This is a genomic window from Pontibacter fetidus (assembly GCF_010119545.1).
GTDB lineage: Bacteria > Bacteroidota > Bacteroidia > Cytophagales > Hymenobacteraceae > Pontibacter > Pontibacter fetidus.
Genome location: NZ_JAAEAA010000011.1, coordinates 48,870 through 72,568 on the forward strand (window position 1 = coordinate 48,870; position 23,699 = coordinate 72,568).

The following is a 23,699-nucleotide window of genomic DNA, read 5'->3' on the forward strand; positions in this document are numbered from 1 at the left end:
TATAAACAGATTATAGTGAAGCCAGTGTAGCAGTACACTGGCTTTTATTTTTTGTGTGTTGCCTAAATAATTATATCATTTTTTAGAAAAGGTATACTTTTTAAAGCCGCTAAAGAGTTGTTAAAGTATAGAAAAAGGCAGTGTGTAGTTCCGGAACTGAAAATTAAGGACAGCCTATGAAATGTTATCTATACTTTAAAAAAGTGCTGCTTGTAACTATAAGTTTGTTATGTAGCCTAGCCTTACAAGCCCAGACAAGAGAAGAAATTGACATACAACAGTGGCCCAGAGGTTTGGTTACGCTGACCACCGGCGAGGTGGTGGAGGGGGCGGTTACCTTTTATCGGTCACAGGATATTATAACGGTGTTGCACGCTGATAGTACCTTAAGCTCTTTATCGCCGGTAAATGTAACGCAGTTCCTGGTTTCGGATGAATATAACAACCGCAAACACCTGTTTAAAAGTGTATACTGGGACCAGGGCCGTGAAAATTCAGACTTTAAGAAGCCTACTTTTTTTGAGGAGATATTGCAGGGAAATGTTACGTTGCTTATGCGCGAAAGCTATAGCAGGCGCGGCCTGGACCCTTACCTGACCGAAATAAGAAATACCAACGCATACGACCCTTTAGGCATACCCATAGGAGGGCAGTTTGCTGACCAGATAAAGCCTGTGTTTTATGTAATGGAGCCCGAAGGCAAGGTGGTAACGCTACAAAAAGTGCGGAAGGATTTCCTGAATTACTGCGGCAAAAAAGCAACGATAATTAAAGATTTCGCCCGCAAACAAAAGCTTAGTTTCGAGCTACCACAAGACTTTATCGCAATCGTGCATTATTACAACACCCTATAGGTCTCTGATTTTAAGCAGAAGATAAGTCAGCAGCAAAAACAGGCCAATATATAACAAACTTGGTAAGGCAGCCCATGCTGGCGAGAGTTGCTCTACTGGGGAGGTCAACTGGTCAAAAATTTCCTGGCCGGGCATAGGCGTCAGGCTGTCTAAAGCTTTCATCGGGAAATACTTATCCAGGGTGTCCGGCAGTTTAAAATGGATGAGTGGCTCTATAATTTTTGTGTAGGCAATAAAAGCGATAATAGCCAGGCCACTTTTACGAATAAGAAATGCAAAAAACATAGCCAGGCTCATGTAAGCCACAGCCTGCACAAAATAATACGAAAGGTAATCTACCTGGCTGAACATGGAGTTGATGGACTTGTCTGAACTATAGAGCAGGCCAAAATATAAACCCAGCGCCAGCAAAAACACCGTACTGAAAACCGCAAGTGTAACTACCATATAAAATTTACTAAGCACCACTTCAGCCCTCGAAAGCCCGTCTATTACCTGTTGCCTTATAGTCCGGTAACTATACTCATCGGTTACCAGCACAATTACAAGTATACCCAATAGCAGGTTAAAGAAATGGGCGATGTAGGTCAGGCGCATCCAGAGGCCCGGAAACTGGTAAGTTTCGTTGCCAAGCGCTTTGCCATTTATCTCGACGCTGGTGCTGGAATAAAGAATAAGTAGCATAAGCAGCACATAAATACCCAGTATAACCCAAAACGTGCGGTAAGGTGCTATTTTACGAAACTCGGTGCGGAGTAAGTTCATCAGTATTAGGATTTGATAATCTCAAGAAACTGTTTTTCGAGGCTTTTGCGACGTGCTACCAACTGAGACAGCACAATGCCCTGCGCAAACATATCGCGGTTAAGGTCGGTGCTGCTGTAGCCTTCCTGCAGGGTTATAATCACATAGTCTTTTTCCTGGTTAAACTGGGCTACATAAGGCAGGCGCTCCAGCAGTTGTAATACCGGCGCCAACTCATCAGCGCTAACTATAAGCTGCTCTTTTGCAGACAAAATATTACCTACCGGGCCGTTTGTTACCAGTTTGCCGGTGCGCAGTACGGCTACGTGTGTGCATACTTTTTCTACTTCATCCAGCAGGTGGCTGGCCAGTATGATGGTTTTACCCTGGTCGGCAATACGCAGGATCAGGTCGCGCACTTCGGCTATGCCCTGTGGGTCCAGGCCGTTGGTTGGTTCGTCCAGTACCAGCACTTCGGGGTCGTTTAGCAGGGCGGCAGCTAGGGCTAGCCGTTGCTTCATTCCCAGCGAAAAGCCTTTAAAGGTGGTGTTGCTGCGCGTGGCTAAGCCTACCAGGTCCAGTGTTTTGTTTATGTTGTGGTGGTCGGCGCCTTTAATATCGGCAATTACCTGCAGGTTGCGTTTGGCAGTAAGGTACGGGTAAAAATTTGGTGTTTCGAGCAGAGCCCCAATGCGGTGTTTGGTTGCTTTGCTTATACCTTCTCCAAACCACGAAAAGCTGCCACTACTTGGTCGTATCACATCCAGCACCATACCCAGGGTAGTTGTTTTTCCGCTGCCGTTGGGGCCCAGCAAACCATAAACGCTGCCTTCTTCTACCTGCAAGGTAAGTTGGTCTACAGCGGTCAGGCTGCCATATTTTTTCGAAAGGTTGTCTATACTTAAAACGATAGCCACAAGTATACTTTTTAGTGAAAGCCCGGTTGCAGGCTAAACAAATATAGGTTTTTTGTTTTATAGTTGGTGTGCTGTTTTTGAGTGTTCTCATCTATAGTTTATTTCAGAGGAAAGCAAACAAAGAAGACATGGTGCATGATCACCCGGACCTGATCGGGTGTATCCTTTATAAAAAAGGATGAGTTTTAGCCTCCCGGTTTGCAGTAGCAGGCAAGTCTAAAGTGTTTTTACTATATTGTTTGCTTAACCTGCTGGTTGCAGGCTTTTTTTGCATTCACCTTTGTAAGCTTACCATGAAAAAACTTTTACTCCTGCTGCTGTTAACAGCAGTTATAGTACCAACTATGGCCCAGCGTGCCGCCAACCCCGACTCGGCGGTTACCACTAAACAACAGGTAACTATAAAAGGGAAACGCATTGCTTATAATGCCACTACCGGTATGCAGCCTGTCTGGGACGAGAACGGCAAAACGATTGCTGGCCTGTTTTACACCTATTATGAACGCTCGGATATAAAAGACCGCGCCACCCGCCCGCTGGTCATTTCGTTTAACGGCGGTCCTGGCTCAGCTTCGGTGTGGATGCACATTGCCTACACCGGCCCGCGTTTGCTAAATATTGATGACGAAGGCTACCCGGTGCAACCATACGGCTACCGCGAAAACCCGGAATCGATTTTGGATGTGGCGGATATTGTGTATGTAAATCCGGTAAATACAGGTTACTCGCGCATGGCCGAGGGCGTGGATAAAGATAAAATGAAGGAGAAGTTCTTCGGGGTAAATGCCGATTTGAAATACCTAGCCGAATGGATAAACACGTTTGTAACGCGCAAAGGCCGCTGGGCATCACCTAAATACCTGATAGGGGAGAGCTACGGAACAACGCGCGTTTCGGGCCTGGCACTGGAACTACAGAACTCTCACTGGATGTACCTGAACGGGGTGATCCTGGTATCGCCTACGGATTTAGGGATTGAGCGCAGCGGCCCGGTTGATGCAGCTTTGCGCCTGCCATACTTTGCGGCAACTGCCTGGTATCATAAAAAACTGCCACAAGACCTGCAGCAAAAGGACCTGGATGTATTACTACCTGAAGTAGAAGCTTTTACTACCAACCAGCTGATTCCGGCTATAGTGCAGGGTGGCTTTATAGAAGATACGCGTAAAAAAGAGATCGCTTCTAAAATGGCCCGCTATGCCGGCATCACCGAACAAAGTATTCTGAACTATAACCTGGATGTGCCTACCAACTTTTTCTGGAAAGAACTGCTACGCGGCGAGGGCTACACTGTTGGCCGCCTCGACTCGCGCTACAAAGGCATAGACCGACAGGATGCCGGCGACCGCCCAGACTTTAACGCCGAACTAACTGCCTGGCTGCACGCTTTTACCCCAGCTATAAACATGTACCTGCGCGACGAACTGAAATACAAAACTGACCTGAAGTATAACATGTTCGGACCGGTACACCCCTGGAACCGCAGCAACGACCGCACAGGCGAAAACCTGCGACAGGCCATGGCCCAGAATCCGTACCTGCACGTGTTGTTCCAGGCCGGTTATTACGATGGCGCTACCGATTACTTTAACTCCAAATACAGCATGTGGCAATTAGACCCAAGCGGCAAACTGAAAAACCGCCTGGACTGGAAAGGCTACCGAAGCGGACACATGATGTACCTGCGCAAAGAAGACCTGGTAAAAAGCAACGACGACCTGCGCGAGTTCATCAAGAAATCACTGCCAAAAGCTGGCCAACCGGCAAAGTATTAGCAGGTAACATGTAACTATAGTTTGTCGAACTCTTATTAAGTAAATAACTCAAAAATCAGGACAATTAATCATTACTAACTATTCATTACTCATTAACCAACCTTGGCAAAGATAAAACTATACCAGATAGACGCTTTTACAGATAAAGTATTTGGCGGCAACCCGGCGGCAGTGTGCGTACTGGATGCGTGGCTCGATGATGCAACCATGCAGAACATCGGTGCAGAGAACAACCTGGCCGAAACCGCCTTTGTAGTAAGAGCCGGCGATGATTATGAAATACGCTGGTTTACCCCGACCGTAGAAGTAGACCTGTGCGGACATGCCACCCTAGCAGCGGCGTATGTGCTGTTCAACTACTATAGCCACCCATCCGAAACTATAAACCTGAACTCGGCGCGCAGTGGTTTGCTGCGGGTGCAACGGAACGGGGACTTACTGACCCTTGATTTTCCGACAGATGTGTATGAAGCAGCTGAGACTCCTGAGGCCCTGGTACAAGCATTCGGTAAAGCACCGCAGGAAACCTACAAAGGCAAAACTGATTACCTGCTGATCTATAGTTCGGAAGACGATGTGGCTGGCTTTAACCCGGATACCAACCTGGTAAATTCGGTGGAAGCGCGTGGTGTTATAGTTTCGGCGCCGGGTAAGGACGTGGATTTTGTGTCGCGGTTTTTCTGTCCGCAGGTAGGCATCGTGGAAGATCCGGTAACAGGCTCGGCCCACACTACGCTTACGCCCTACTGGAGCAAACGCCTGAACAAACAGGTGCTTACAGCCAGACAACTATCCAAACGGCAGGGCAATTTAACCTGCGAGGACCTTGGCGACCGTGTGAAGATCACAGGCAAAGCGGTTACGTATTTAACTGGCGAAATAGAACTATAAACTGAAAGACCTCACAGCGTGCGAAGCTCCTGTGAGAGTCTCGCTACGTAGCAGAAGCCTTTTGTAGCAGACACTCACAGGTTCTGTGAACACTGTGAGGTCTTCTTTTGCAGAAGCTTTTCGACGCCTGGCAGACAGATTTTGCAGCTAAGTCTAAATCCAAATCAGAATTTTTCTTTCCTGCCCTAACAACCATAACTTGCCTTATACAACTATAGCTCACCTTATATGCAAACTCTGAAAAAAGCATTGCTGTTTGTAGTACTCTTTACTGCCTGCTGGGCCTGCACATCTACCAAAACCGAGACCGCAAACGTAGCTACAATGGATCAACTGGCCGAGCGCTACGTAAAAGCTTTGCTTAAATTAGGCCAGTACGACAGCGATATAGTGGACGCCTACTATGGCCCCGAAGAATGGAAACCAACCGGCGAACCTTCTGACTCGCTGCCAGCCGATGAATTTTTAGCGGAGTTTAAAGCTATACAGGCACAACTGCAGGCTCAGGATACAGCCAACCTTGCTACTGACGAAAAGCGCCGGCTGGCTATGTTTAAAAAGCAGATCATCGCAGCTATTACCAAAGTACAGATGATGCAGGGCAAGAACTATAGTTTTGATGAGGAAGCCAGGCTGTTGTACGATGCCGAGCCCCCGCAATACGAACTTGCCCACTTCGACTCTATCCTGACAGCCATAGATAGGCAACTGCCCGGTAAAGGAACTATAGCTGCGCGTTGGGATGCGTACCGAGCTAAGTTTGAAATACCGAAAACGAAGCTGGATACCGTTTTTAAAGCCGCCATTGCCGAAACACGCAACCGTACCAAAGCGCACTATAAACTGCCGGTACATGAAAATTTTAAATTAGAATTCGTGACCGATAAGGCCTGGTCGGGGTATAACTACTACAAAGGTAAAGGCTATAGTTTAATCCAGATCAATACCGATTTTCCGATCTATATTGAGCGCGCCATAGACCTGGCCGCACACGAAGGCTACCCGGGCCATCACGTCTTCAATGTGTTGCTGGAGCAGAACTTAGTTGATAAAAAGGGCTGGAAAGAATACTCGATCTATCCACTGTTTTCGCCGCAAAGCCTGATAGCCGAAGGCAGCGCCAACTATGGCATTGATGTGGCTTTCCCGGCGCAGGAAAGAATACAATTTGAGAAAGAAGTGCTGTTTCCGCTGGCAGGTTTGAATGCTGCTGAAGCCGACCGCTATTATGCAGTACTTGATTTGATCGGCCAGCTGGATTTTGCCGGAAACGAAGCGGCCAGGCTTTACCTGAATGGTGAAATTACCCGTGAACAAGCAGCTGATATGCTGGTAAAATATAACCTGTATGCCCCAGACAAAGCCCTGCAACGCACCCGTTTTATGGATAAATACCGCAGCTACGTCATCAACTATAACCTGGGCCAGCAACTGGTACGCCACTACATCGAGCGTAACGGCGGCACCGACAATAATCCCGACAAGCGTTGGAAATTGTTCGGCGAACTGCTCTCGAACCCAAACACCGCCTCTATGCTGAAATAGATTGCAGCACAAACTAAAAAGCCACCGTTACAGGTGGCTTTTTAGTTTGTGCTATAGTTGTAACCGGTAGCTATAGTTTAGCTGGCTTTTTCCTTCGGAATGATGGTGATTTTTCCGTCCTTTTCCAGAATGGCATACTTTATCTGACTCAGGTGTTCCAGCCCATGCAGCGCCCTGGCCGATTCCAATATATCGCCTTCGTCCACACGTTCCTTTTTCATGCGTTCGGTTAGCAGTTTTCCATTATCAAGCAGTATAAGCGATGTGCCATCTACCACTTTCCCGAAGGACTTAAATTTCTGTTTTATCAGCGACAAGCAAATATCCATGAATATCAGGGTAATGATAAGCAACAGACCGTTAACGATAGAAAAGTCGTCTCCTAAAAGCGCCTGCTGTGTTGTCTCCGCTATAATAAGCAGCAACACAAAATCAAAAAGTGTAGCGTCGTATAAGGTTCTTTTGCCACTTATCCTGAAAATGATAAGCAGAAAAATATAAATGATAGCACCTCTGAATATAGTATCCATTGTTAAAACAGGCTAAGGGTAAACAAACATTGATATAGGTACACGCTCGTTGTTTGGCCCTTTAACCATTACTTCCAGAGAGCCTGCGTGCATGGGTTTTGTGTAGAAAATAACATCACCGCTCGGTTGGCTGATGCTGAAGGTATATGTAATCTCGTTTGCGTTTATTTCAACCTTTTCCGGCTGCGGTACCACCTGCTCTACCCTGATTTTTTCGTAAAAAACTTTGCTAAAAGTGATCGTCGGAGCTGTTGTTTGCAGCTGTTGCAGTTTAACCGTCAGCTTATCTGATACCTGGTAACGCTGAAACCTGTCATACTCCAGTACAAGGGATTGGGATTGAGAAGCTTTTTTGATCTTGTTGATGCCTGACAACCCGCCACGACCTGTAAAACCAAACATAGCCGCCAGTATTACCAACAACATAATTAACCAGCCAATGCGCTGCACTGTCCAGAATCTTTTTTCGAACGGGGCATCCTCATCTATCTCCAGTTCTCCGTTGTGCTTATTCATGTTGTCTGCTTTTGTACTATGCCGTTAAACGAAGGAAGTGATAGAAGGATGTTTTAGTTGTTCAGATATCAAACTATAAACAGGTCGGCCTACGGTTAAAAGCAAAAAAGCCACCCATGAGGGTAGCTTTTTAAACTATAAAAAAGTTGTTGGTACTTAGGCCAGCTTCACAAAAAGTTGTTCTTTTTCGCGGCGTACTTTTTTGGCAGTCGCCAGGAAATCAGCTTCAGTATTACGGTAACCGATCGGCATCAGCGTTACACTGCGCAGTCCTTTTTCTTTCAGGTTCAGTAGTTCATCCAGCGCATCCGGGGCAAAGCCTTCCATCGGCGTGGCGTCCACACCCTGCTCGGCAGCGGCAGCCAGGGCAGTGCCCAGGGCAATATAGGTTTGGCGGGCTGCCCACTCATACTGCTGCTCCTGCGTGCGGTTCACCACAGAGTTCATCAGGCTACCCTTAAAATCAGCAAGCGATTCTACCGGTATCTGGCGTACCTCGGCAATATTCTGCATATAAGCGTCTACATCGGCTTCGGTTACCTTATCCCAGGCGGCAAAAATCAACAGGTGCGATGCCTCCACGATCTGAGGCTGGTTATAAGCTACTTTCTGTATCTGTGTGCGTAGTTCCTTGTCTTCTACAACCAGCACGGTGTATGGCTGTAAGCCCATAGAGGAGGCAGATAAGCGGGTTGCTTCCAGGATGTAGTCTATCTTCTCCTGCGGTACCTGCTCTCCGGTCATGCGCTTGGTGGCATAACGCCAGTTCAAATGATTAATAAGTGTCATTTATATGTAAGTAAATTTAATGTATGTACATGCAATATAGGTAAGAACGCTGAGATTCCATGTTTTGGTTCCTAAAAAAAGAATTTTAACTATAACCGGAGTGGGAGGGAGAAGTTTATAAAAGGATATTAAAACCTGTGTAAATACTTCTGATTCAGCAGGCTAGTATAAAACAAAAACAGCTGCCCACCGGCAGCTGTTTTTTATAGTTGGTTGCTATAGTTTATAGCGGAAGTTTTACGTTTTGCATCAGGCGGCCTATCGGGTACATGTTGTGCGTAAACTCGTAATGCGGCGTGTTGCGGTACACAAAATCGAGCTGTGCGCGGGCATTCTTAGCGAACTCCAGGTCAGCTTTTCGGCGGTCTTCCAGTTTTTCGCGCAGCTCCGGGTCCTTCTTCAGGTACTCGGCAGCCAGGTCTTCAAACACATAACTCGAGAAGTACTCTTTCTGCATCAGCATAGAGTCGAAGAAATTCCAGGCAAAGTAAGAATCTACGGCCTGTGGTTCCAGGGTCTCCACTAAAAAGCGGTTGGCTTCCTGGTTCAGGTACACCACGTAATCACCCTTCAGGAACTGGCGCTGCATGGTTCGTTTCTCCACTTTTACATCGGTGTGCAGGTAGTGGCCTTCGTACGCGCGCGGACTGGTTTTGTAGTCGGCAATGTAGTACGTGTCAACGGTTATAGTTGTGTCGCGGGTAAGCTGCTGCATGTCTACCTTGTTGGTTTTCAGGCGGTCAATTACTTCGTGCCAGGCAAAAGGTATAATATACGCTACCGGTTTCTCAACTATAGTTGTCGGGGTAAAGGTGTTGTAGTAGTTTATATTCTTGCTGTAAGGCGCTTTGCGGTCGTAGTACAGGCGTTCCAGGCCGCTCACGTCGCTTGGTTTATACTTAGCCGCATAGCCCAGGAACGGAATCTTGTCAACTTTTGTGGTGTCGAGCTGCCAGTTTAGCGGATATTGCTGTTGCTGCAGGGTTTCCTGTTTGGCTTTGGCGCGCAGTTTCCCGATCTCATCTGCATCGCGGTGCACCGTTTCGATCATGTTCTCCATCAGCTTGTAGGTTGCTTTTACGCGCTGGTCAAAGGGCTTCAGCATGTGGGTTTCCGGCACAAAACCAATGGTGTTATACAAAGCTGTATACCCGGTAGCATAGCGTGGCGACTCCATAAACCCGATAATTCCTTCGTCGGGCGTATCGCCTGCGTGGTTCATGTACGGCACCATCGGAAACTTGTCCTGCTTCATCTGGGTGTAAAGCGTTGGCACCATTTTCTTGTTCAGGTACTCAGCCAGCGTCGGGTTCAGTTTGTTGTGCTGCGTAGCGATCAGCGTCATCACGTGCTGGTAGTCGGCGCCGTTGGAAGTGTGGTTATCCATAAACACATCCGGGTCCCAGTCGCGGAAAATGAGGTGGAACAGTTTGGCGTTGCGCGAATCGGTTTTAATGTAGTCGCGGTTAAGGTCCAGGTTGCGGGCATTGCCCCGGAAACCATATTCTTCCGGACCGTTCTGGTTGGTGCGGGTATGGCTGTTGCGGTTAAGGGCGCCGCCAATGTTATAAACCGGAATAATGGCCAGCACCACGTTATCCAGCTGCTTGCGCTTGCTTTTATCCTGCAGGTAGTCGCGTGCCAGCATCATGGTGGCGTCAATTCCTTCCGGCTCGCCTGGGTGTATGCCATTCTGGATTAGCAGTACGCGCTTGTTTTTCTGTTTGATAGAGGCCGGGTCAAAATCCTTGTCTGTAGAAACGATGACCAAGTGCAGCAAACGGCCGGAGTCGGTGTAGCCGTAAGGCACCATCTTTACTTCGTCGTATGCTTTATCGAAGGTTTTGTACCAGTCGATGGCCTGGTCGTAAGTGGCGGTTACGTTGCCGTTTCCTTTTTCATAGGGCGTCTTCAGGTCCGGTTTTTTATCGGGTGCGCCTGTAGTGAGCAGGGCAGCTAAAAGAAGTGTGGTGAGCATAGGTTGTGTGTAGTTAGCAAGTATTGATGCGGTAATTTAAGCTTTTTCAGAGTAGAAATCCATGGAAGTAACTATAGTTTGATCGCATCTGAAGTATGGTCTTTGATTAGTTGACAACAAAGGACATGCAAACCACGAACAGGCAGGCGCAGGCTGTCCCACGAAACTATAGCCACGCTCAATTTCGAAGCGAGTAAGAACAAACTATAGTTGCAGGTAAATAGTGGAAAGATCACAGTCTTTGGGTTGAGCGCCTTTGACTTGTTGCGTTGGCGTAGCCAATCCGAGGAACGAGGATAGCAAGAAGGCAGCAGCGCGATGCCCAAAGACGAGCCCTCGCGGGCTTGGAGCGAGCCAAGTGAACTATAAAACTATAGTTAAATAAAGCTCACAGGAATAAAAGTAGTTTGAAAGAAAGGCTTGGCTCGGAAAGGGAATACTCTAACTATTGGACACTTAAGATTCCTCGGCTAACGCTCGGAATGACGCTCGGGAAGGTATACTTAAACTATACTATCCAAATTTCTCACAACTACGCTGGCTCTTTTCGACTCTCGTCTCAAGAATGCTCAGGATGACAAATGGGAAACTATAGCAAAGACGAGCGTAGGGCCTTCAGACGTTACAGGTCAGTAAATTCGTGATCTAGAGAAGCAGCAATAAAGAGCTGGAAAAGATGAATTAGTAAATTCTGCGGTCTTTTTTAGACGGGAAAATAACTTTATCTAAACTATACTTGCCCGGGCCTATAAACATCAGCGACAGGAATAAAATGGCTGCTTCCAGGGCATGCGAATATCCGGCGAAACCATCGCCGGCTGTCATGTGGCGCATGCTGGCAACCAGCATGGTAATTACCAAAAGGCCACAGGAGATCCGGAAAAAGAAGCCCAGCATTATGAGGGCACCGCCAACTACTTCGGCAAAGCCGGCCATAAAACCCCAGAAAACCGGTGCAAAATCGATACCCAGCAGTTGCATAGTTGTACCAATCTGTTCCCATTTTTCAGGACCGCCCGTTAGTTTGGGCCAGCCATGTAGCACGAACATAAGACCTATGCCAAAGCGCAGTATCAGCAATCCTAAGTCTTTATACTTATATCGGGAGCGGAAAATAGCCATGCAGCAATAATACAAATTTGCCGCAAATATTACAAACGGCTAATATATAAGTATGGCCTTTACCCGCGTATCAGCCGGAACGGTAGTAGGTGTTAGCCTCCCGCGCTGTGCGGCGGGCACTTGTTCGGCGTTCAATACAAACGTAATCCCGCCTTCTTTGGCCACAGCAACCAAACCGCCATCGGCCAGGGTTACGGTGTTTATTGGGTGTGCTTGCTGCGCCTGGGCATAGGTAGCGCCCACATGTATGCCTTTCGGAGTTTTGTACTCTTCTGATGTAACCTTAAGCCGCCATACCTTACAGTCAGTATCGCATTGCTGCTCTACTAAAAAGCCTTTTGCCTGTTGTTCAGGGCGAATGATGTAGGCCGTTGATTGCATGCCTTCCTGTTGCAGCGTAGTGTCGGTAATAGAAAATCCGGACGGAATGTTTTGGCGCATTTGCTTAATATCCTGGCCAATCGTTACAAAACCGACACGATCAGGGCCTATTTGCAATTGCTCGGGTGAGGGTGCTGTTGGTTGAGCAGGGGTTTCAGTTACAGCTTCTTCTATCACGGATGCGGCCGTTTCACCCTCTTTCTGCTTTTCGTTCTGCGAGAGGCAGGCGGCCATGCCCACCCCCAGCAGTATTGCGTAAAATATATTTTTGAGTAACATCGTCTTGCTTTATAGTTGTATTAAAATATTCTTAAACCTTGATGGGCTGCATCAGGTTGTTGTATATTAGCACGAAAAAGAAATTCGTTTATTTTATTATACCTCAACTAAAAATTATTAAAATGGCTAAACCTCTCATCCTCATATCGAACGACGACGGCATAACAGCCCCGGGCATACGCACCTTAGTAGAAGTAGCCATGCAAATAGGGGAGGTGGTAGTGGTAGCACCAGACGGGCCACAATCGGGTATGGGCCACGCCATAACTATAGGCAACACCCTGCGCCTCGACAAGTCTATCGCTTTCGACGACCTGGGCATTGAAGCCTACGAGTGCTCGGGCACGCCGGCCGACTGCGTAAAACTGGCCAAGCACCATGTACTGAAAGAACGCAAGCCCGACCTAGTTGTAAGTGGCATAAACCATGGTTCCAATTCAAGTATAAGCGTACTGTATTCGGGTACTATGTCGGCGGCTATTGAGGCAGCTATTGAAGGTTTGCCCGCCATTGGTTTCTCGCTTTGCGACTATGGCCACGAAGCTGATTTTTCGCATACCCGGCCTTTTGTAGAGGAGATCATCCGGCAGGCGCTGAAACACCAGATACCAGAACATACCGCCCTGAATGTAAACTTCCCGAAGAAGAGTGAAGAAACTATAAAAGGAATTAAAGTTTGCCGCCAGGCACACGCCAAATGGCAGGAAGAGTTTGATGAGCGCCTGGACCCACGTAACCGCCGCTATTTCTGGATGACGGGCAGCTTTGTGAACTATGATAAAGGGGAGGATACGGATGAGTGGGCAATCGTAAATAACTATGTATCGGTGGTTCCCTGCCAGTTTGATATGACCGCCTACCACGCCATCTCGATGCTGAATGAATGGGATTTTTAAGGTTTGCAGTTGTTTAGAACAGAAACGCCCCGGCCAACTATAGCCGGGGCGTTTCTGTTATGCAGTATAAACTATAGTTAGGTTAGAACACGACAGGCATGGTGTATTGTACTTTTACTTTTTTACCATCCTTTTCCGTTGGCATCCATTTGCCCTCCGTCAGTTTTGCCAACTTTAGCGCTTCTTCATCAAGTATAGGCTCAAGGTGGTTTTTAAGTTTGTAATCAGAAAGGGAGCCATCCTCGTTTATAATGAAAGAGACGTAAACCGTACCGTGTTTTTTAGCGCCGCGTGGGTACTTAACTTTCTGGTACATAAATTTCTCAAACGCTTTACGGCCTCCTATAAACTCCGGCATTGCATCTTTAGGTGTAGCTGACCCCGAACCACTGTTATTAAACTTAACCGGCAATGTATAGCGAACAGGAACTGGTTTGCCATTATTGATACCCGGCGTCCATTGTCCGCTCATATTTCTTACCGACTGCACACAAACCGAATCCAGTTTTGGATCAAGGCCTTTCAGCACTTTTACCTGGTTTACACTTCCGTTGGTATCAACTACAAAACTAACCACTACCATGCCTTGTACCTGCGTATTGGTGTAGGGTATACTACCTGAAAGGTACTTTAGCATCGCCTCCTGGCCACCATTGTAGCTTGGCATCTTTTCTACATATTCATAAATGGTTTTCTGAGGTGTAGCTGCTGCATTGTTCTGGCAAAATGCTTTACCAGGGATGTATAAAAGCAGGCTGAGAGAGAACAGAAGGGTGTAAGTTTGTCTCATAAATAAAACTATAGGTTGGTGTACTGCAATATAAAACTATAATAGGTAATACTAAACATTAATAATCTGCCGTTATACTACATAGATAAGAAAACAAAAAGGCTCCTACACCCAGGAGCCTTTTTTAATTTAAAACACAACTATAGTTGCACTAACTATAGGTATCAATAACCAGGATTTTGATCTAGTTCCGGGTTTACTTCTATCTGCTGCAGTGGTATTGGCCAAAGGTTACGGAAATCCTCGCCGTCAGCTTCGCAGAAACCCAGTCGTTCGCAGGTTAGGTTGTAGCGTTTCAGGTCCATAAAGCGCATGCCTTCGCCTACAAACTCAAAACGGCGCTGTTCCAGTATCTCTTGCAAAGCCTGTGCATTGGTCAGTACTACTACAGGAGTTAAACCAGCGCGTCTTCTGATCATGTTTATATCACTTATCACCTGCGGATCGGCGGGAGCTAGTGCAGCTCCCTGACGGGCACGTGCTTCTGCTCGGATCAGGTACATTTCAGCTAAGCGTATGATAGGTACGTTGTCGGCATTTTCAGATACATCTTCGTACTTCAGCAGGCGGTTGCGGTTGCCCTCAAAACGGGTAGTTTGCTCAAAACGTAAATCGCCCTCGGCTGCTGAGGCGGCAAACTCATCGAAAAATGCCTGACGCAGGTAAAACTTCTGACCACCTGTACGTGGGTCTGATGCACTGCCCAACCCGTTGGCATCGTAAGGAGTAAAGTTCAGTTCAAAGATCGATTCGGCATTGCCTTCCCTCACCCACAGGTCGCTAAAGTTCTCAAGCAGTTCAAATTGACCGCTTTCTATAACAGTATTGGCACTTGCTTCGGCGGCGGCATTGTTGCCTTGCTGCAGGTATACACGTGCCAGCAAGGCTGTGGCAGCCAGCGACGAAGCACGGTACGGGGCATTACTGATCGCATTTCCAAGGTTTTCTTCTGCAAAAAGCAGGTCTGCAATTACGGCATTATATACCTCCGCCTCTGATGACCTTGCTACGTTTTGTATTTCGGGGATGGTGGTGGTAGGAGATGTAATTACCGGAACTCCGCCAAAAACCCGCAACAAATCGAAGTGTGCCAGTGCCCTGATAAAGCGCATTTCGGCAATGTAACGGTTCCGGGTTTCCTCTTCAATGTTATCCAGTTGCTCGGCCCCTCTTATAACAATGTTCGCCCGGTTTATAGTGGTGTAAATACCCGCCCAGGTACTGGCAAGCTGCAGGTTCGATGCCTTTATGTCGCGGGTCGATACTTCAACGTCTGTAGTAAAGGTACCGCGGTGCTGCATATTATCGGCATATACATCCTGGTACAGGAGGTAGCGGAGGCCATAGTAATCAAAATCCTGCAGGGCACTATAGGTACCCAAGGCAGCTCTGTTCAGGCTTACCTCATCAGTAATGGCCTCTTCAATGTCAACCCCGGTGGTCGGGTCAATGTCAAGTGTGTCTTCGCAGCCCGAGAACATGCTCAGGCCAAGAAATAGCATTAATAAGTATGAATATCTTTTCATGGTGATGCTAAGTTAAGTTCTGGTTAAAGCCCGAGGTTAATACCAAATGTAATCGTGCGTGCCTGCGGGAACGTGTAAAAGTCAACTCCCAGGGTTGTATTGGATGTTCCGGCAAAGTTCACTTCAGGGTCAAAGCCAGGATAATCGGTAAAAGTGAACAGGTTCTGTGCCTGTACATACACCCGCAGGCTTCTTACACTAAAGCGTTGCGTTAATTCACTTGCCAGATTATAGCCTAGCATTACGTTTTTAAAGCGCAGGTAAGAACCATCGTAAATAAACCTGGAGGAGTTGCTCCGGTTGTTATCATTCGGGTCATCTACAGTGGCTCTTGGCACGTCTGTTACATCTCCTTCCTGTCTCCAGCGGTTCAGAACTAAATCCAGCATGTTATCATCCAGGAAATCGTTGCCCAGGTGCTGCTGGTACTGGTGGGCTGGGTTAGCAATCTCGTTGCCTTTCGAGAACTGCAGGAATATGTTCAGGTCGAAGCCTTTGTAACGGAACACGTTTGTGAAACCCCCTACAAAATCAGGCTGGGCATCGCCTATTATGGTCAGGTCTTCGTCTGTAATAATGCCGTCGTTGTTAATGTCGCGGAAGTTTACGTCACCGGGCTGGGCGCCCTGCGCTTGCCTGGAGTCCGGAATATCGCCGATAGAACTATACACCCCATCCGTGATAAAACCATAAAAGGTACCGATCGGCTCCCCTTCGCGCAGCACCAGCGAGTTACCCCCAAAACCATAGAAAATATCCTGTCCCTGGTATAGTTCTGTTACTTTGTTCCGGTTAAAAGAGATGTTGAAATCAGATGTCCAGTTAAAGTCGCCGCCGGAGCCATCAAAGTTTATAGTGCTGAGTGCCAGTTCAAAGCCTTTGTTCTCCACAGAACCGATGTTAGAGGCATAGCTCGCGAAACCGGTTTGTGTTGGTATAGGCCGGTTAAACAGCAGGTCGGTTGTTTTTTTGATATAATAATCGAGAGCAAGGTTAACGCGGTTACTCAAAAAGCCGACATCTGCACCAATGTTTAACTGTTGCGTTTCTTCCCACTTCAGGTCCGGGTTCGGAATCTGGGATAAAGCTATACCTGGCCTGTCTATGTAACTGGCGCCTGCCACTACAAGTCCCCGGAAAGCATCGTTTCCGATTTCCTGGTTACCGGTAATACCATAAGATGCCCTCAGTTTTAGTTCGCTCAGCGCATTTATATCAGACATAAAGCTTTCTTCTATCAGCCTCCAGCCTACCGATATAGATGGGAAGTAGCCATACCGGTTATTTTCTGAAAAACGCGATGAACCATCGGCACGGAAGTTAATACCTAATAAATATCTGTCTTTAAAAGAGTAATTGGCCCTACCAAAGAAGGAAACCAGGCCATTGTCGACCAATGTGTTAGAGCCCGCATTTACCCGAACAGCACTGCCTACGAAACGGAAACGCTCATCCGGGAAACCAAGACCTGTTACAAAAGAAGCCTTTATTCTGTTCTGCTCATTAGAAGCCCCGATTACTGTGGAAATATTATGATCTTCGCTTAAAAGCTTATTGAAAGATAGCGTTGTTTCCAGTAGACGTTTAGTAACTGTAGTGGTAGCATTGGTGGCAGATCCCTCTGTAGGTATAGCAAAAGACCCTGGGTAGTTGGTTGCAGTATAGCGTCTTTCATCAATGTTCAGCACATCCATACCGCCTTTTACCTGCCATTGCAAGCCGGGCACAAATTCATAATTAGCAAACAGGTTACCTATGCCCCGCATGTTCTGTGTTTCGTCGTCGTTCTCGGTACCTTCCGCTATCGGGTTTGTGTAAAAGTAGTTGGGCCGGGTATACTCGCCGTTCTCATAATACACCGGGAAAATAGGGGAAGCTGCCAGCGCGTTGGCAAATGGTCCGTAAAGTGTGTTATCACTAACAATACGGTTGTTGTCGGAGCGACTTAGCTGTATACTTGTGCCTAACGATAGTTTGTCGTTCACGTCGTGGTCCAGGTTAAGGCGGGTAGAGTAGCGCTGGTAACGGCTACCGATAACAATGCCTTCCTGGTCGAAGTAAGAGCCGGACAGGTAATAGCGTGTTTTAGGGTCACCGCCATTCAGGGATATCTCATAATTCTGGATAGGAGCCGAGCGGGTTACTTCGTCTATCCAGTCGGTTTTGGTTGGGGTAAAGTCTACGCCGCCATAGTACCAGTCCAGCCAGTCCTCAAAAGTAGAGCCGGGTTCCAGGTAACCATCGTTCACATAGGCTTCCAGCATAATCTCGCTATACTCATCAGCATTCAGGAAATTTGGCTCTTTCCACATTCGCTGGAAACCGGTATAGGCATTCAGGTTTATCTGAGTTTTGCGGGAAGAACCGCGTTTGGTCGTGATCAAAACCACACCATTTGCTGCCCTCGAACCATAAATAGCCGCCGCAGAAGCATCTTTCAGAATGTCAATAGATTCAATGTCGTTCGGGTTAAGGTCGGCGATGGCGTTAACAGACTGGCCACCGTAACCCAGCTGAGAATAGTCGCCGGTTGTGAGTGGCACACCATCTACTACATACAAAGGCTGGTTACTTGCCGAAATAGAAGAAGAACCCCGTACCCGCACGCTGATACCGCCGCCCGGCGTACCTGAGTTCTGGGAGATCTGCACACCAGCTGCGCGGCCCTGCAAGGCCTGGTCTACACCAACCACAGGCAGGTTTTCCAGTTCTTCGGAGGTTACTTTGGCAGTAGCGCCGGTTACTTCGCGGCGTTCCTGGGTACCATAACCTACTACCACCACCTCGCCTAATTGCTGCTCATCGGAGCGGAGCTGTACATTTATAGTTGAGCGGCCATTAACCGGAACTTCCTGGGTAACCATCCCAACAAACCGGAACTGCAGCACGGCATTAGCAGGCACTGATAAACTATAGTTACCAGCGTTGTCTGTTGTGGCGCCGTTGGTGGTACCCCGTTCTAGTACGGTTACGCCGGGCAGCGCCGTGCCATCAGATGCGGAAGTAACCTTGCCGGTCACGACAACAGCCTGTGCCCAGGCGTGGCCCGCAACCACGCAGACGCAGATAATCATTACTAGTATAAGTTTTTTCATGGGTAATTAAGTTTAGGTTGCTCATAGGTAATTGTCTTTCAGGGCGATGTAAATTGGTAGGTATGGGCATAGTAATACTGCTATACGTACAGTACAGGATTATATTAACATTATGACTGGATTTTTTTAAGAGCTACTTTCGTCTGGGTTATATTCAAATGCATTTACACTGATAAAGCCGCTGCCTTCTTTAATGGTTTGCTGCCAGCCAAGCCGTTTGAGCTCTCTCCGGATAAAAAAATTAAGCAGGCCATGCGCTACCAGCACAGCAATTGTTTCGCGGTTTGCTTCCTCGGCCAGTTGTTTGGCGGCAGTGCGGGCACGCTGGCGGGCTTGTTTAAATGTTTCGATGCCACGGCTGTTAAGCCCCAGAAACCAGAGTAGGCGGGCACCAAGTAACCATAGTTTTATAGGCAACTGCAGAAAGGGGAGAGAGAATATTTTGCGTTCAAATTCACGGAAGTTAGCATCGATAACCAGCTGTACGTTTTCTCCAAAAATAGCTTTGGCCGTAAGCTGCGACCGGACCAGTGTGCTGCAGTGTACTTTGGTTATTTGCTTGTAAGGGATAGCTTCGTGGGTAAGTATAAATGCTTCTATGTTGGCCGCATCGTAATCAGAAATGTACTGGCGGGCGCCGGCAGCGCTGAACATACCTTTGCCTGCCACCTGCGGCTTTGCATGCCTGATGAGAAAAATGCGGTTCGGGATTCGGTGTTCCAAAGTATAGCCGGTTGTTGCTGCCCAACTATACGGTATAACTATAGTTGTGTGCCGCTTGTCAGTTCTTTAAACACTGAATTTTTGATATGTTCCCACTCCGGGCGCAGGATGCTATAGTATATAGTGTCGCGGCGGCGGCCGTCGTGCATTAAGGTATGGCTGCGCAAGGTGCCTTCTTCGGTAGCACCTATTTTGCGCATGGCCTGGCGGGAGCGTAGGTTCAGTACATCTGTTTTCAGCTCTACGCGTTCAAAACCCAGTACCTCAAAAACATATTGCAGCAACAGAAACTTGCACTGGCGGTTCAGGCCGGTCCCTCTGAAATCGTTAGCCACCCAGGTCCAGCCAATTTCCAGTCGTTTGTCAACTATAGCTATGTTGCCCAAAGCCGTGCTGCCGGCCAGCCTGCCGGTGGCTTTATCTACTATTACAAAGGTGTAGCGTTGTTGTTTTTGCCTGTCGGTAAGGGCTGCCTGCATCCAGTTATCGAGGTCTTGCTGCGAGGCAATTTTTGTAACAGTCCAGCGCCATGTATCTGCATCAAAAGCTATAGTTTGTAATGCTGCCAGGTCTTGCTCGCGGAGCGGGCGTAACAGTACATGGCCGTTTTGCAGGTGCAGGTCTTGTTCAAAGTTCATGGTGGCGGCGTTTAAAAACAGCGATAGCTTGCAAGCTATAACAAGGCAGTTACTTACACAAGCAGCCCGGCCATAACTATAGCAGCGGCAGGTAGCAGCCACCCGAAATAAAATTTTATAAAAATGGCGCAAACTCCAACAGAAACAGAACGATACCCGTAAGAGTGTTCACGGAAATTAATCGCGCATGCTGGCAGGTACGTCATCCGCATCACCTGCTTTGGCACAAGTTTCCGGAGAAGCCTTACTTAATAATAAACAAACAGCCTTCAGAAGCTTATACGCCACCTGCACAAGGGGCTGCACTTGCTTTTATGGGCTCCGGATAAAACGAAAAACACTGTTGTTAATGATTTAGTCATGCTGCTGTCTAAGGCAGTTAAGCTTTACTACTATCTCGTTAACAGCGACAGGAAACTATAATCAGGAAACACATTTATGGAAACACAGCAACTCTCTAAAATTCTGATGACAGCTGATACGCTTGGTGGCGTGTGGGTATTTTCGCTGGAACTGTCGCGGGCACTGGCACCGGCCGGCATCTCGGTAGCGCTTGCAACCACTGGCGCACCGCTAACTGAGGAACAACGCGCCGATGCAGCCGCTATACCCAACCTGACGGTGTACGAAAGCAACTATAGACCTGAATGGACTGACAGCGCCGGAGAAGATACAGATAAAGCAGGTGAGTGGCTGTTACAGCTCCGCGACGAAATACAGCCTGACCTGATACACCTGAATGGCATGGTGCATGCCAGCCTGCCGTGGGCAAAACCAGTTGTGGTAGTGATACATTCGTGCATTGTGTCGTGGTGGCGTGCCGTAAACCAGGCCGAGGCCCCAAAGGAGTGGAACAGGTACAGAGAGCTGGTAACTAAAGGGTTGAGATCGAGTGATGTAGTAGTGGCAACCACGCAGGCGCTTATGCATGAAGCCGCAGACATATACGGGCCATTTAAGCAAAGCAGTGTGGTGTACAACGGCCGTGCGCAAAAGCATTTTAAATTTGGCAAAAAAGAGCCGTTCGTTTTTAGCATGGGCAGCATCTGGGACGAAGGCAAAAATATCTCGACACTGGCCCATATTGCCGCCGACCTGCCGTGGCCGGTTTACATTGCCGGCGATAATACCCATCCGGAAACAGGCCAGACGATAGAGCTGGAGAATGTGCATTTCCTGGGTAAGCTTACCAACAACGAAATTGCCGACTGGCTTTCAAGGGCTTCGATTTTTGCATTGCCAGCACGTTACGAGCCGTTCGGGCTGTCTATTTTAGAGGCTGCCATGTCGGGGTGTGCGCTGGTAGTTGGCAAAACCGAAAGCTTGGCCGAAGTATGGGGCAATGCTGCCAAATATACCAACCCAAACAGTGCCGACGATGTGCGCGATACTATACTTGGGTTGATAGAAGATGAGTTTTGCCGCAATATCATGGCCTGCCGTGCCGTAAAACGCTCGCATGGCTACACCGCAGAGCAAATGGCCCAGGATTATTCTTTCCTTTACAGCCAGCTTATACGTAACGAAGTACCGGTTTATTAATTCCCTCTGCTTACCAGGATAGCCGGATTTTAGTTAATTTGCCCGCCAAACTGCTACAATCCGGTTATCCGTAAAATACCTTATGCCTGCAACTCCTAACAACTCGCAACCCTGGAAAGTATTAAACTCAGAAATGGTGGTGGACGAAAAGTGGTATAAACTGCGCCGCGACGAAGTAGAACTGCCCAACGGCTTAGTGCTGGATGATTATTATGTAAGTGTGCGCCCCGATGTGGTACTTACTTTTCCGGTAACTGCAGATAACCAGGTGATTTTTGTGCGCCAGTATAAGCACGCCGCAGGAAATGTGTTTATTGAATTGCCGGGAGGCGTGATAGACGACCATGAAACTAACGCACTGGAAGCTGCCCGCCGCGAAATGCTGGAAGAAACCGGCTATACCTCTGATGACATGGAACTGGTGCTGGAAGTAATTGATAACCCCACCAAAGACACCAATAAAATCTATTTTTACCTGGCCCGTAACGCCCGCCACATCGCCACCCAAGACCTAGACGAATCTGAAAGTATAGAAGTGCTGCACGTGCCGCTACATGAAGTGGAAAGTATGGTGATGCGCGGAGAGATAAATGTGTCGGGTTCGGTTGCCCTGTGCTTGTTAGCGCTTAAAAAGCTTGGTTTATAATTTCTCCATTGTCATCCCGAGCGTTAGCCGAGGAAACTTATATGTTCTATAGTTTCCTCTTTCTGTCATTTCGAACAAAGTGAGAAATCTTATTTCTATAGTTCAAGACTATACATGATTTAACTAAGCTATCCTTTTATACTTCCTGTAATCCTGGGAGCTTTACTAGCCTATAGTTTCATCTCAAGCTTTGGTGCCCTCACGGCCGGGAGGCCCCGTCTTCGGGCATCGCGCTGCTGCCTTCTTGCTATCCTCGCTGCGCTCGGATTGGCTCACGCCACCGCAACAAGTCAAAGGCGCTCAACCCAAAGACTGATATCTTTCTACTATTGACCTATAGCTATAGTTTGAAACTACTCGCTTCGACATTGATCGTGGCTATAGTTCCGTAGGGACAGGTCGCGACCTGTCCGCTCAATACCGTAAACTATAGAACTATAAATCCAACTATAACAAAGGCGGAAAGTCCCCCTTTGAAGGGGGCAGGGGGATGTTATTGCAAAATAGGATCCTTTCAGGTTGACAGAAATTATAGGAGGTAAAAAGCTCCCTTCCTCAGACAAGTCACAGTTCCGGGAGAGGGGCTGGGGTGGTTGGATAAAACGAACTATAGAATCATAGCCAGCGTCCTTACCGTACCTGTCCCTGTCGGGCCAGTTGCATCTGGAGATACAACATCATAGTTAGTCACGAGTCTGGAGACTCGCGCCAGCGTATGAATAGCTAAAGAACTCCCTCCCCTGTTTTTAGGAGAGGGCTGGGAAGAGGTGAAAACCTGTCATTCTGATACCAGCCATCACAACAAAGCATACTCCTACCCAACATCAAATAACAGGAACTTCTGAAACAATTCTTATGTTATGTTTGTACATTAAATGTATGTACATTAAATTTGTGACGTAATAGAATTTGATAAGCTGATATGAGCAATTTAGCAGTAGAAAATAAAATAGAAGTAAACGAACTGATAAAGTCGCGCTGGAGTCCGCGTGCATTTGATAGCCAACCAGTAGAGGAGGAGAAACTGGAAGCAATTCTGGAAGCTGCTCGTTGGGCTCCATCCGCCATGAACGAGCAGCCGTGGCGCTTTATTTACGCTACCAAAGATAATCCTGAAGCTTACGAAAAACTGCTGAGCTGCCTGGTAGAAGCAAACCAGGTTTGGGCTAAAAATGCACCCGTACTTTTGCTTTCAGTTGCTAAAACACACTATAGCAGCTTCGATCAGAAAAACGGGCACGCCTGGCACGATGTAGGCATCGCAACAGCCAACATGGCATTGCAGGCTACAGAGCTTGGTCTTTACATGCATATGATGGGTGGTTTCATTGCCGATGCGGCCCGCGAGATGCTTAACATCCCGGATGGGTTTGAGGCTGTAACCATGATTGCTTTAGGCTATAAGGGCGAACCCGAAACACTATCTGCTCCCCTGAAAGAGCGCGAAGAAGCACCGCGCAACCGAAAACCATTACAGGAATTAGTATTTAACGGTACCTGGCAATCTTTATAACTATAACTT

Annotated in this window: 22 protein-coding genes; 8 read left to right on the forward strand and 14 right to left on the reverse strand. The window is 47.6% G+C overall.

Translation table 11 applies throughout. The annotated features are described in order from the left end of the window. The first annotated feature begins 176 nt into the window (after positions 1-176). Complete coding sequence (locus GWO68_RS09925; protein ID WP_162346287.1) at positions 177-854, forward strand: hypothetical protein; 678 nt, start codon at positions 177-179, stop codon at positions 852-854. On the opposite strand, the gene GWO68_RS09930 is transcribed toward GWO68_RS09925, so the two are convergent. Together GWO68_RS09930 and GWO68_RS09935 are read right to left on the reverse strand one after the other, a co-directional pair. After that, complete coding sequence (locus tag GWO68_RS09930; RefSeq protein ID WP_162346288.1) at positions 849-1,619, reverse strand: ABC transporter permease; 771 nt, start codon at positions 1,617-1,619, stop codon at positions 849-851. The two genes, GWO68_RS09925 and GWO68_RS09930, sit on opposite strands and share 6 nt — an antisense overlap. Positions 1,620-1,624: 5 nt before the next feature. Beyond that, positions 1,625-2,515: an ABC transporter ATP-binding protein gene (locus GWO68_RS09935; protein WP_162346289.1), complete on the reverse strand. Its 891-nt coding sequence runs from the start codon at positions 2,513-2,515 to the stop codon at positions 1,625-1,627. Positions 2,516-2,808: 293 nt separating this feature from the next. Between GWO68_RS09935 and GWO68_RS09940 the strand changes: the two genes are divergently transcribed. The 3 genes from GWO68_RS09940 (at position 2,809) to GWO68_RS09950 (ending at position 6,726) form a co-directional block, all read left to right on the forward strand. Beyond that, complete coding sequence (locus tag GWO68_RS09940; protein WP_162346290.1) at positions 2,809-4,290, forward strand: S10 family peptidase; 1,482 nt, start codon at positions 2,809-2,811, stop codon at positions 4,288-4,290. 102 nt (positions 4,291-4,392) lie between these two features. Beyond that, positions 4,393-5,181: a PhzF family phenazine biosynthesis protein gene (locus tag GWO68_RS09945; RefSeq protein WP_162346291.1), complete on the forward strand. Its 789-nt coding sequence runs from the start codon at positions 4,393-4,395 to the stop codon at positions 5,179-5,181. A gap of 228 nt (positions 5,182-5,409) precedes the next feature. After that, on the forward strand, positions 5,410-6,726 hold the full coding sequence (locus GWO68_RS09950) for a hypothetical protein (protein ID WP_235942010.1): 1,317 nt from the start codon (positions 5,410-5,412) through the stop codon (positions 6,724-6,726). A gap of 77 nt (positions 6,727-6,803) precedes the next feature. Here the strand turns inward: GWO68_RS09950 and GWO68_RS09955 are convergent, their stop codons facing one another. The 7 genes from GWO68_RS09955 to GWO68_RS09985 form a co-directional block, all read right to left on the reverse strand. After that, the gene (locus GWO68_RS09955; protein WP_162346292.1) at positions 6,804-7,256 is read right to left on the reverse strand and encodes a DUF421 domain-containing protein; all 453 of its coding nucleotides are present in this window, start codon (positions 7,254-7,256) and stop codon (positions 6,804-6,806) included. Between the two features lie 12 nt (positions 7,257-7,268). Further along, positions 7,269-7,772, reverse strand: a complete 504-nt coding sequence (locus GWO68_RS09960; RefSeq protein WP_162346293.1) for a hypothetical protein — start codon at positions 7,770-7,772, stop codon at positions 7,269-7,271. A gap of 156 nt (positions 7,773-7,928) precedes the next feature. Then, on the reverse strand, positions 7,929-8,561 hold the full coding sequence (locus GWO68_RS09965; RefSeq protein WP_162346294.1) for a nitroreductase family protein: 633 nt from the start codon (positions 8,559-8,561) through the stop codon (positions 7,929-7,931). A 223-nt stretch (positions 8,562-8,784) separates the two neighbouring features. After that, entirely contained in the window at positions 8,785-10,539 is a 1,755-nt protein-coding gene (locus tag GWO68_RS09970) for a M14 family metallopeptidase (RefSeq protein ID WP_162346295.1), read from the reverse strand. Between the two features lie 71 nt (positions 10,540-10,610). Next, positions 10,611-10,775, reverse strand: a complete 165-nt coding sequence (locus GWO68_RS09975; protein ID WP_162346296.1) for a hypothetical protein — start codon at positions 10,773-10,775, stop codon at positions 10,611-10,613. Positions 10,776-11,220: 445 nt separating this feature from the next. Beyond that, the gene (locus GWO68_RS09980; protein WP_162346297.1) at positions 11,221-11,661 is read right to left on the reverse strand and encodes a DoxX family protein; all 441 of its coding nucleotides are present in this window, start codon (positions 11,659-11,661) and stop codon (positions 11,221-11,223) included. Between the two features lie 39 nt (positions 11,662-11,700). Then, positions 11,701-12,321, reverse strand: a complete 621-nt coding sequence (locus GWO68_RS09985) for a mechanosensitive ion channel protein MscS (RefSeq protein ID WP_162346298.1) — start codon at positions 12,319-12,321, stop codon at positions 11,701-11,703. A gap of 122 nt (positions 12,322-12,443) precedes the next feature. On the opposite strand from GWO68_RS09985, the gene surE reads away from it, so the two are divergent. After that, a complete protein-coding gene (gene surE, locus GWO68_RS09990; protein ID WP_162346299.1) occupies positions 12,444-13,217 on the forward strand; it encodes a 5'/3'-nucleotidase SurE in 774 nt (257 codons plus the stop codon). A gap of 82 nt (positions 13,218-13,299) precedes the next feature. Here surE and GWO68_RS09995 read toward each other — a convergent pair whose 3' ends face one another. The 5 genes from GWO68_RS09995 to GWO68_RS10015 all read right to left on the reverse strand — a co-directional run bounded on the left by GWO68_RS09995 (position 13,300) and on the right by GWO68_RS10015 (position 19,989). Then, a complete protein-coding gene (locus GWO68_RS09995; protein ID WP_162346300.1) occupies positions 13,300-14,007 on the reverse strand; it encodes an energy transducer TonB in 708 nt (235 codons plus the stop codon). Positions 14,008-14,171: 164 nt separating this feature from the next. Then, complete coding sequence (locus tag GWO68_RS10000) at positions 14,172-15,533, reverse strand: RagB/SusD family nutrient uptake outer membrane protein (RefSeq protein WP_162346301.1); 1,362 nt, start codon at positions 15,531-15,533, stop codon at positions 14,172-14,174. A 23-nt stretch (positions 15,534-15,556) separates the two neighbouring features. Further along, entirely contained in the window at positions 15,557-18,628 is a 3,072-nt protein-coding gene (locus tag GWO68_RS10005; protein WP_162346302.1) for a SusC/RagA family TonB-linked outer membrane protein, read from the reverse strand. Between the two features lie 126 nt (positions 18,629-18,754). Continuing rightward, complete coding sequence (locus tag GWO68_RS10010; RefSeq protein WP_235942011.1) at positions 18,755-19,351, reverse strand: histidine phosphatase family protein; 597 nt, start codon at positions 19,349-19,351, stop codon at positions 18,755-18,757. Between the two features lie 38 nt (positions 19,352-19,389). Continuing rightward, on the reverse strand, positions 19,390-19,989 hold the full coding sequence (locus GWO68_RS10015; protein ID WP_162346303.1) for a GNAT family N-acetyltransferase: 600 nt from the start codon (positions 19,987-19,989) through the stop codon (positions 19,390-19,392). Positions 19,990-20,427: 438 nt separating this feature from the next. On the opposite strand from GWO68_RS10015, the gene GWO68_RS10020 reads away from it, so the two are divergent. The 3 genes from GWO68_RS10020 to GWO68_RS10030 all read left to right on the forward strand — a co-directional run bounded on the left by GWO68_RS10020 (position 20,428) and on the right by GWO68_RS10030 (position 23,690). Continuing rightward, a complete protein-coding gene (locus GWO68_RS10020) occupies positions 20,428-21,531 on the forward strand; it encodes a glycosyltransferase family 4 protein (RefSeq protein WP_235942012.1) in 1,104 nt (367 codons plus the stop codon). A gap of 82 nt (positions 21,532-21,613) precedes the next feature. Then, positions 21,614-22,177: an NUDIX hydrolase gene (locus tag GWO68_RS10025; RefSeq protein ID WP_162346304.1), complete on the forward strand. Its 564-nt coding sequence runs from the start codon at positions 21,614-21,616 to the stop codon at positions 22,175-22,177. A 922-nt stretch (positions 22,178-23,099) separates the two neighbouring features. Next, on the forward strand, positions 23,100-23,690 hold the full coding sequence (locus GWO68_RS10030; RefSeq protein WP_162346305.1) for a nitroreductase family protein: 591 nt from the start codon (positions 23,100-23,102) through the stop codon (positions 23,688-23,690). The last annotated feature ends 9 nt before the right edge of the window (positions 23,691-23,699 follow it).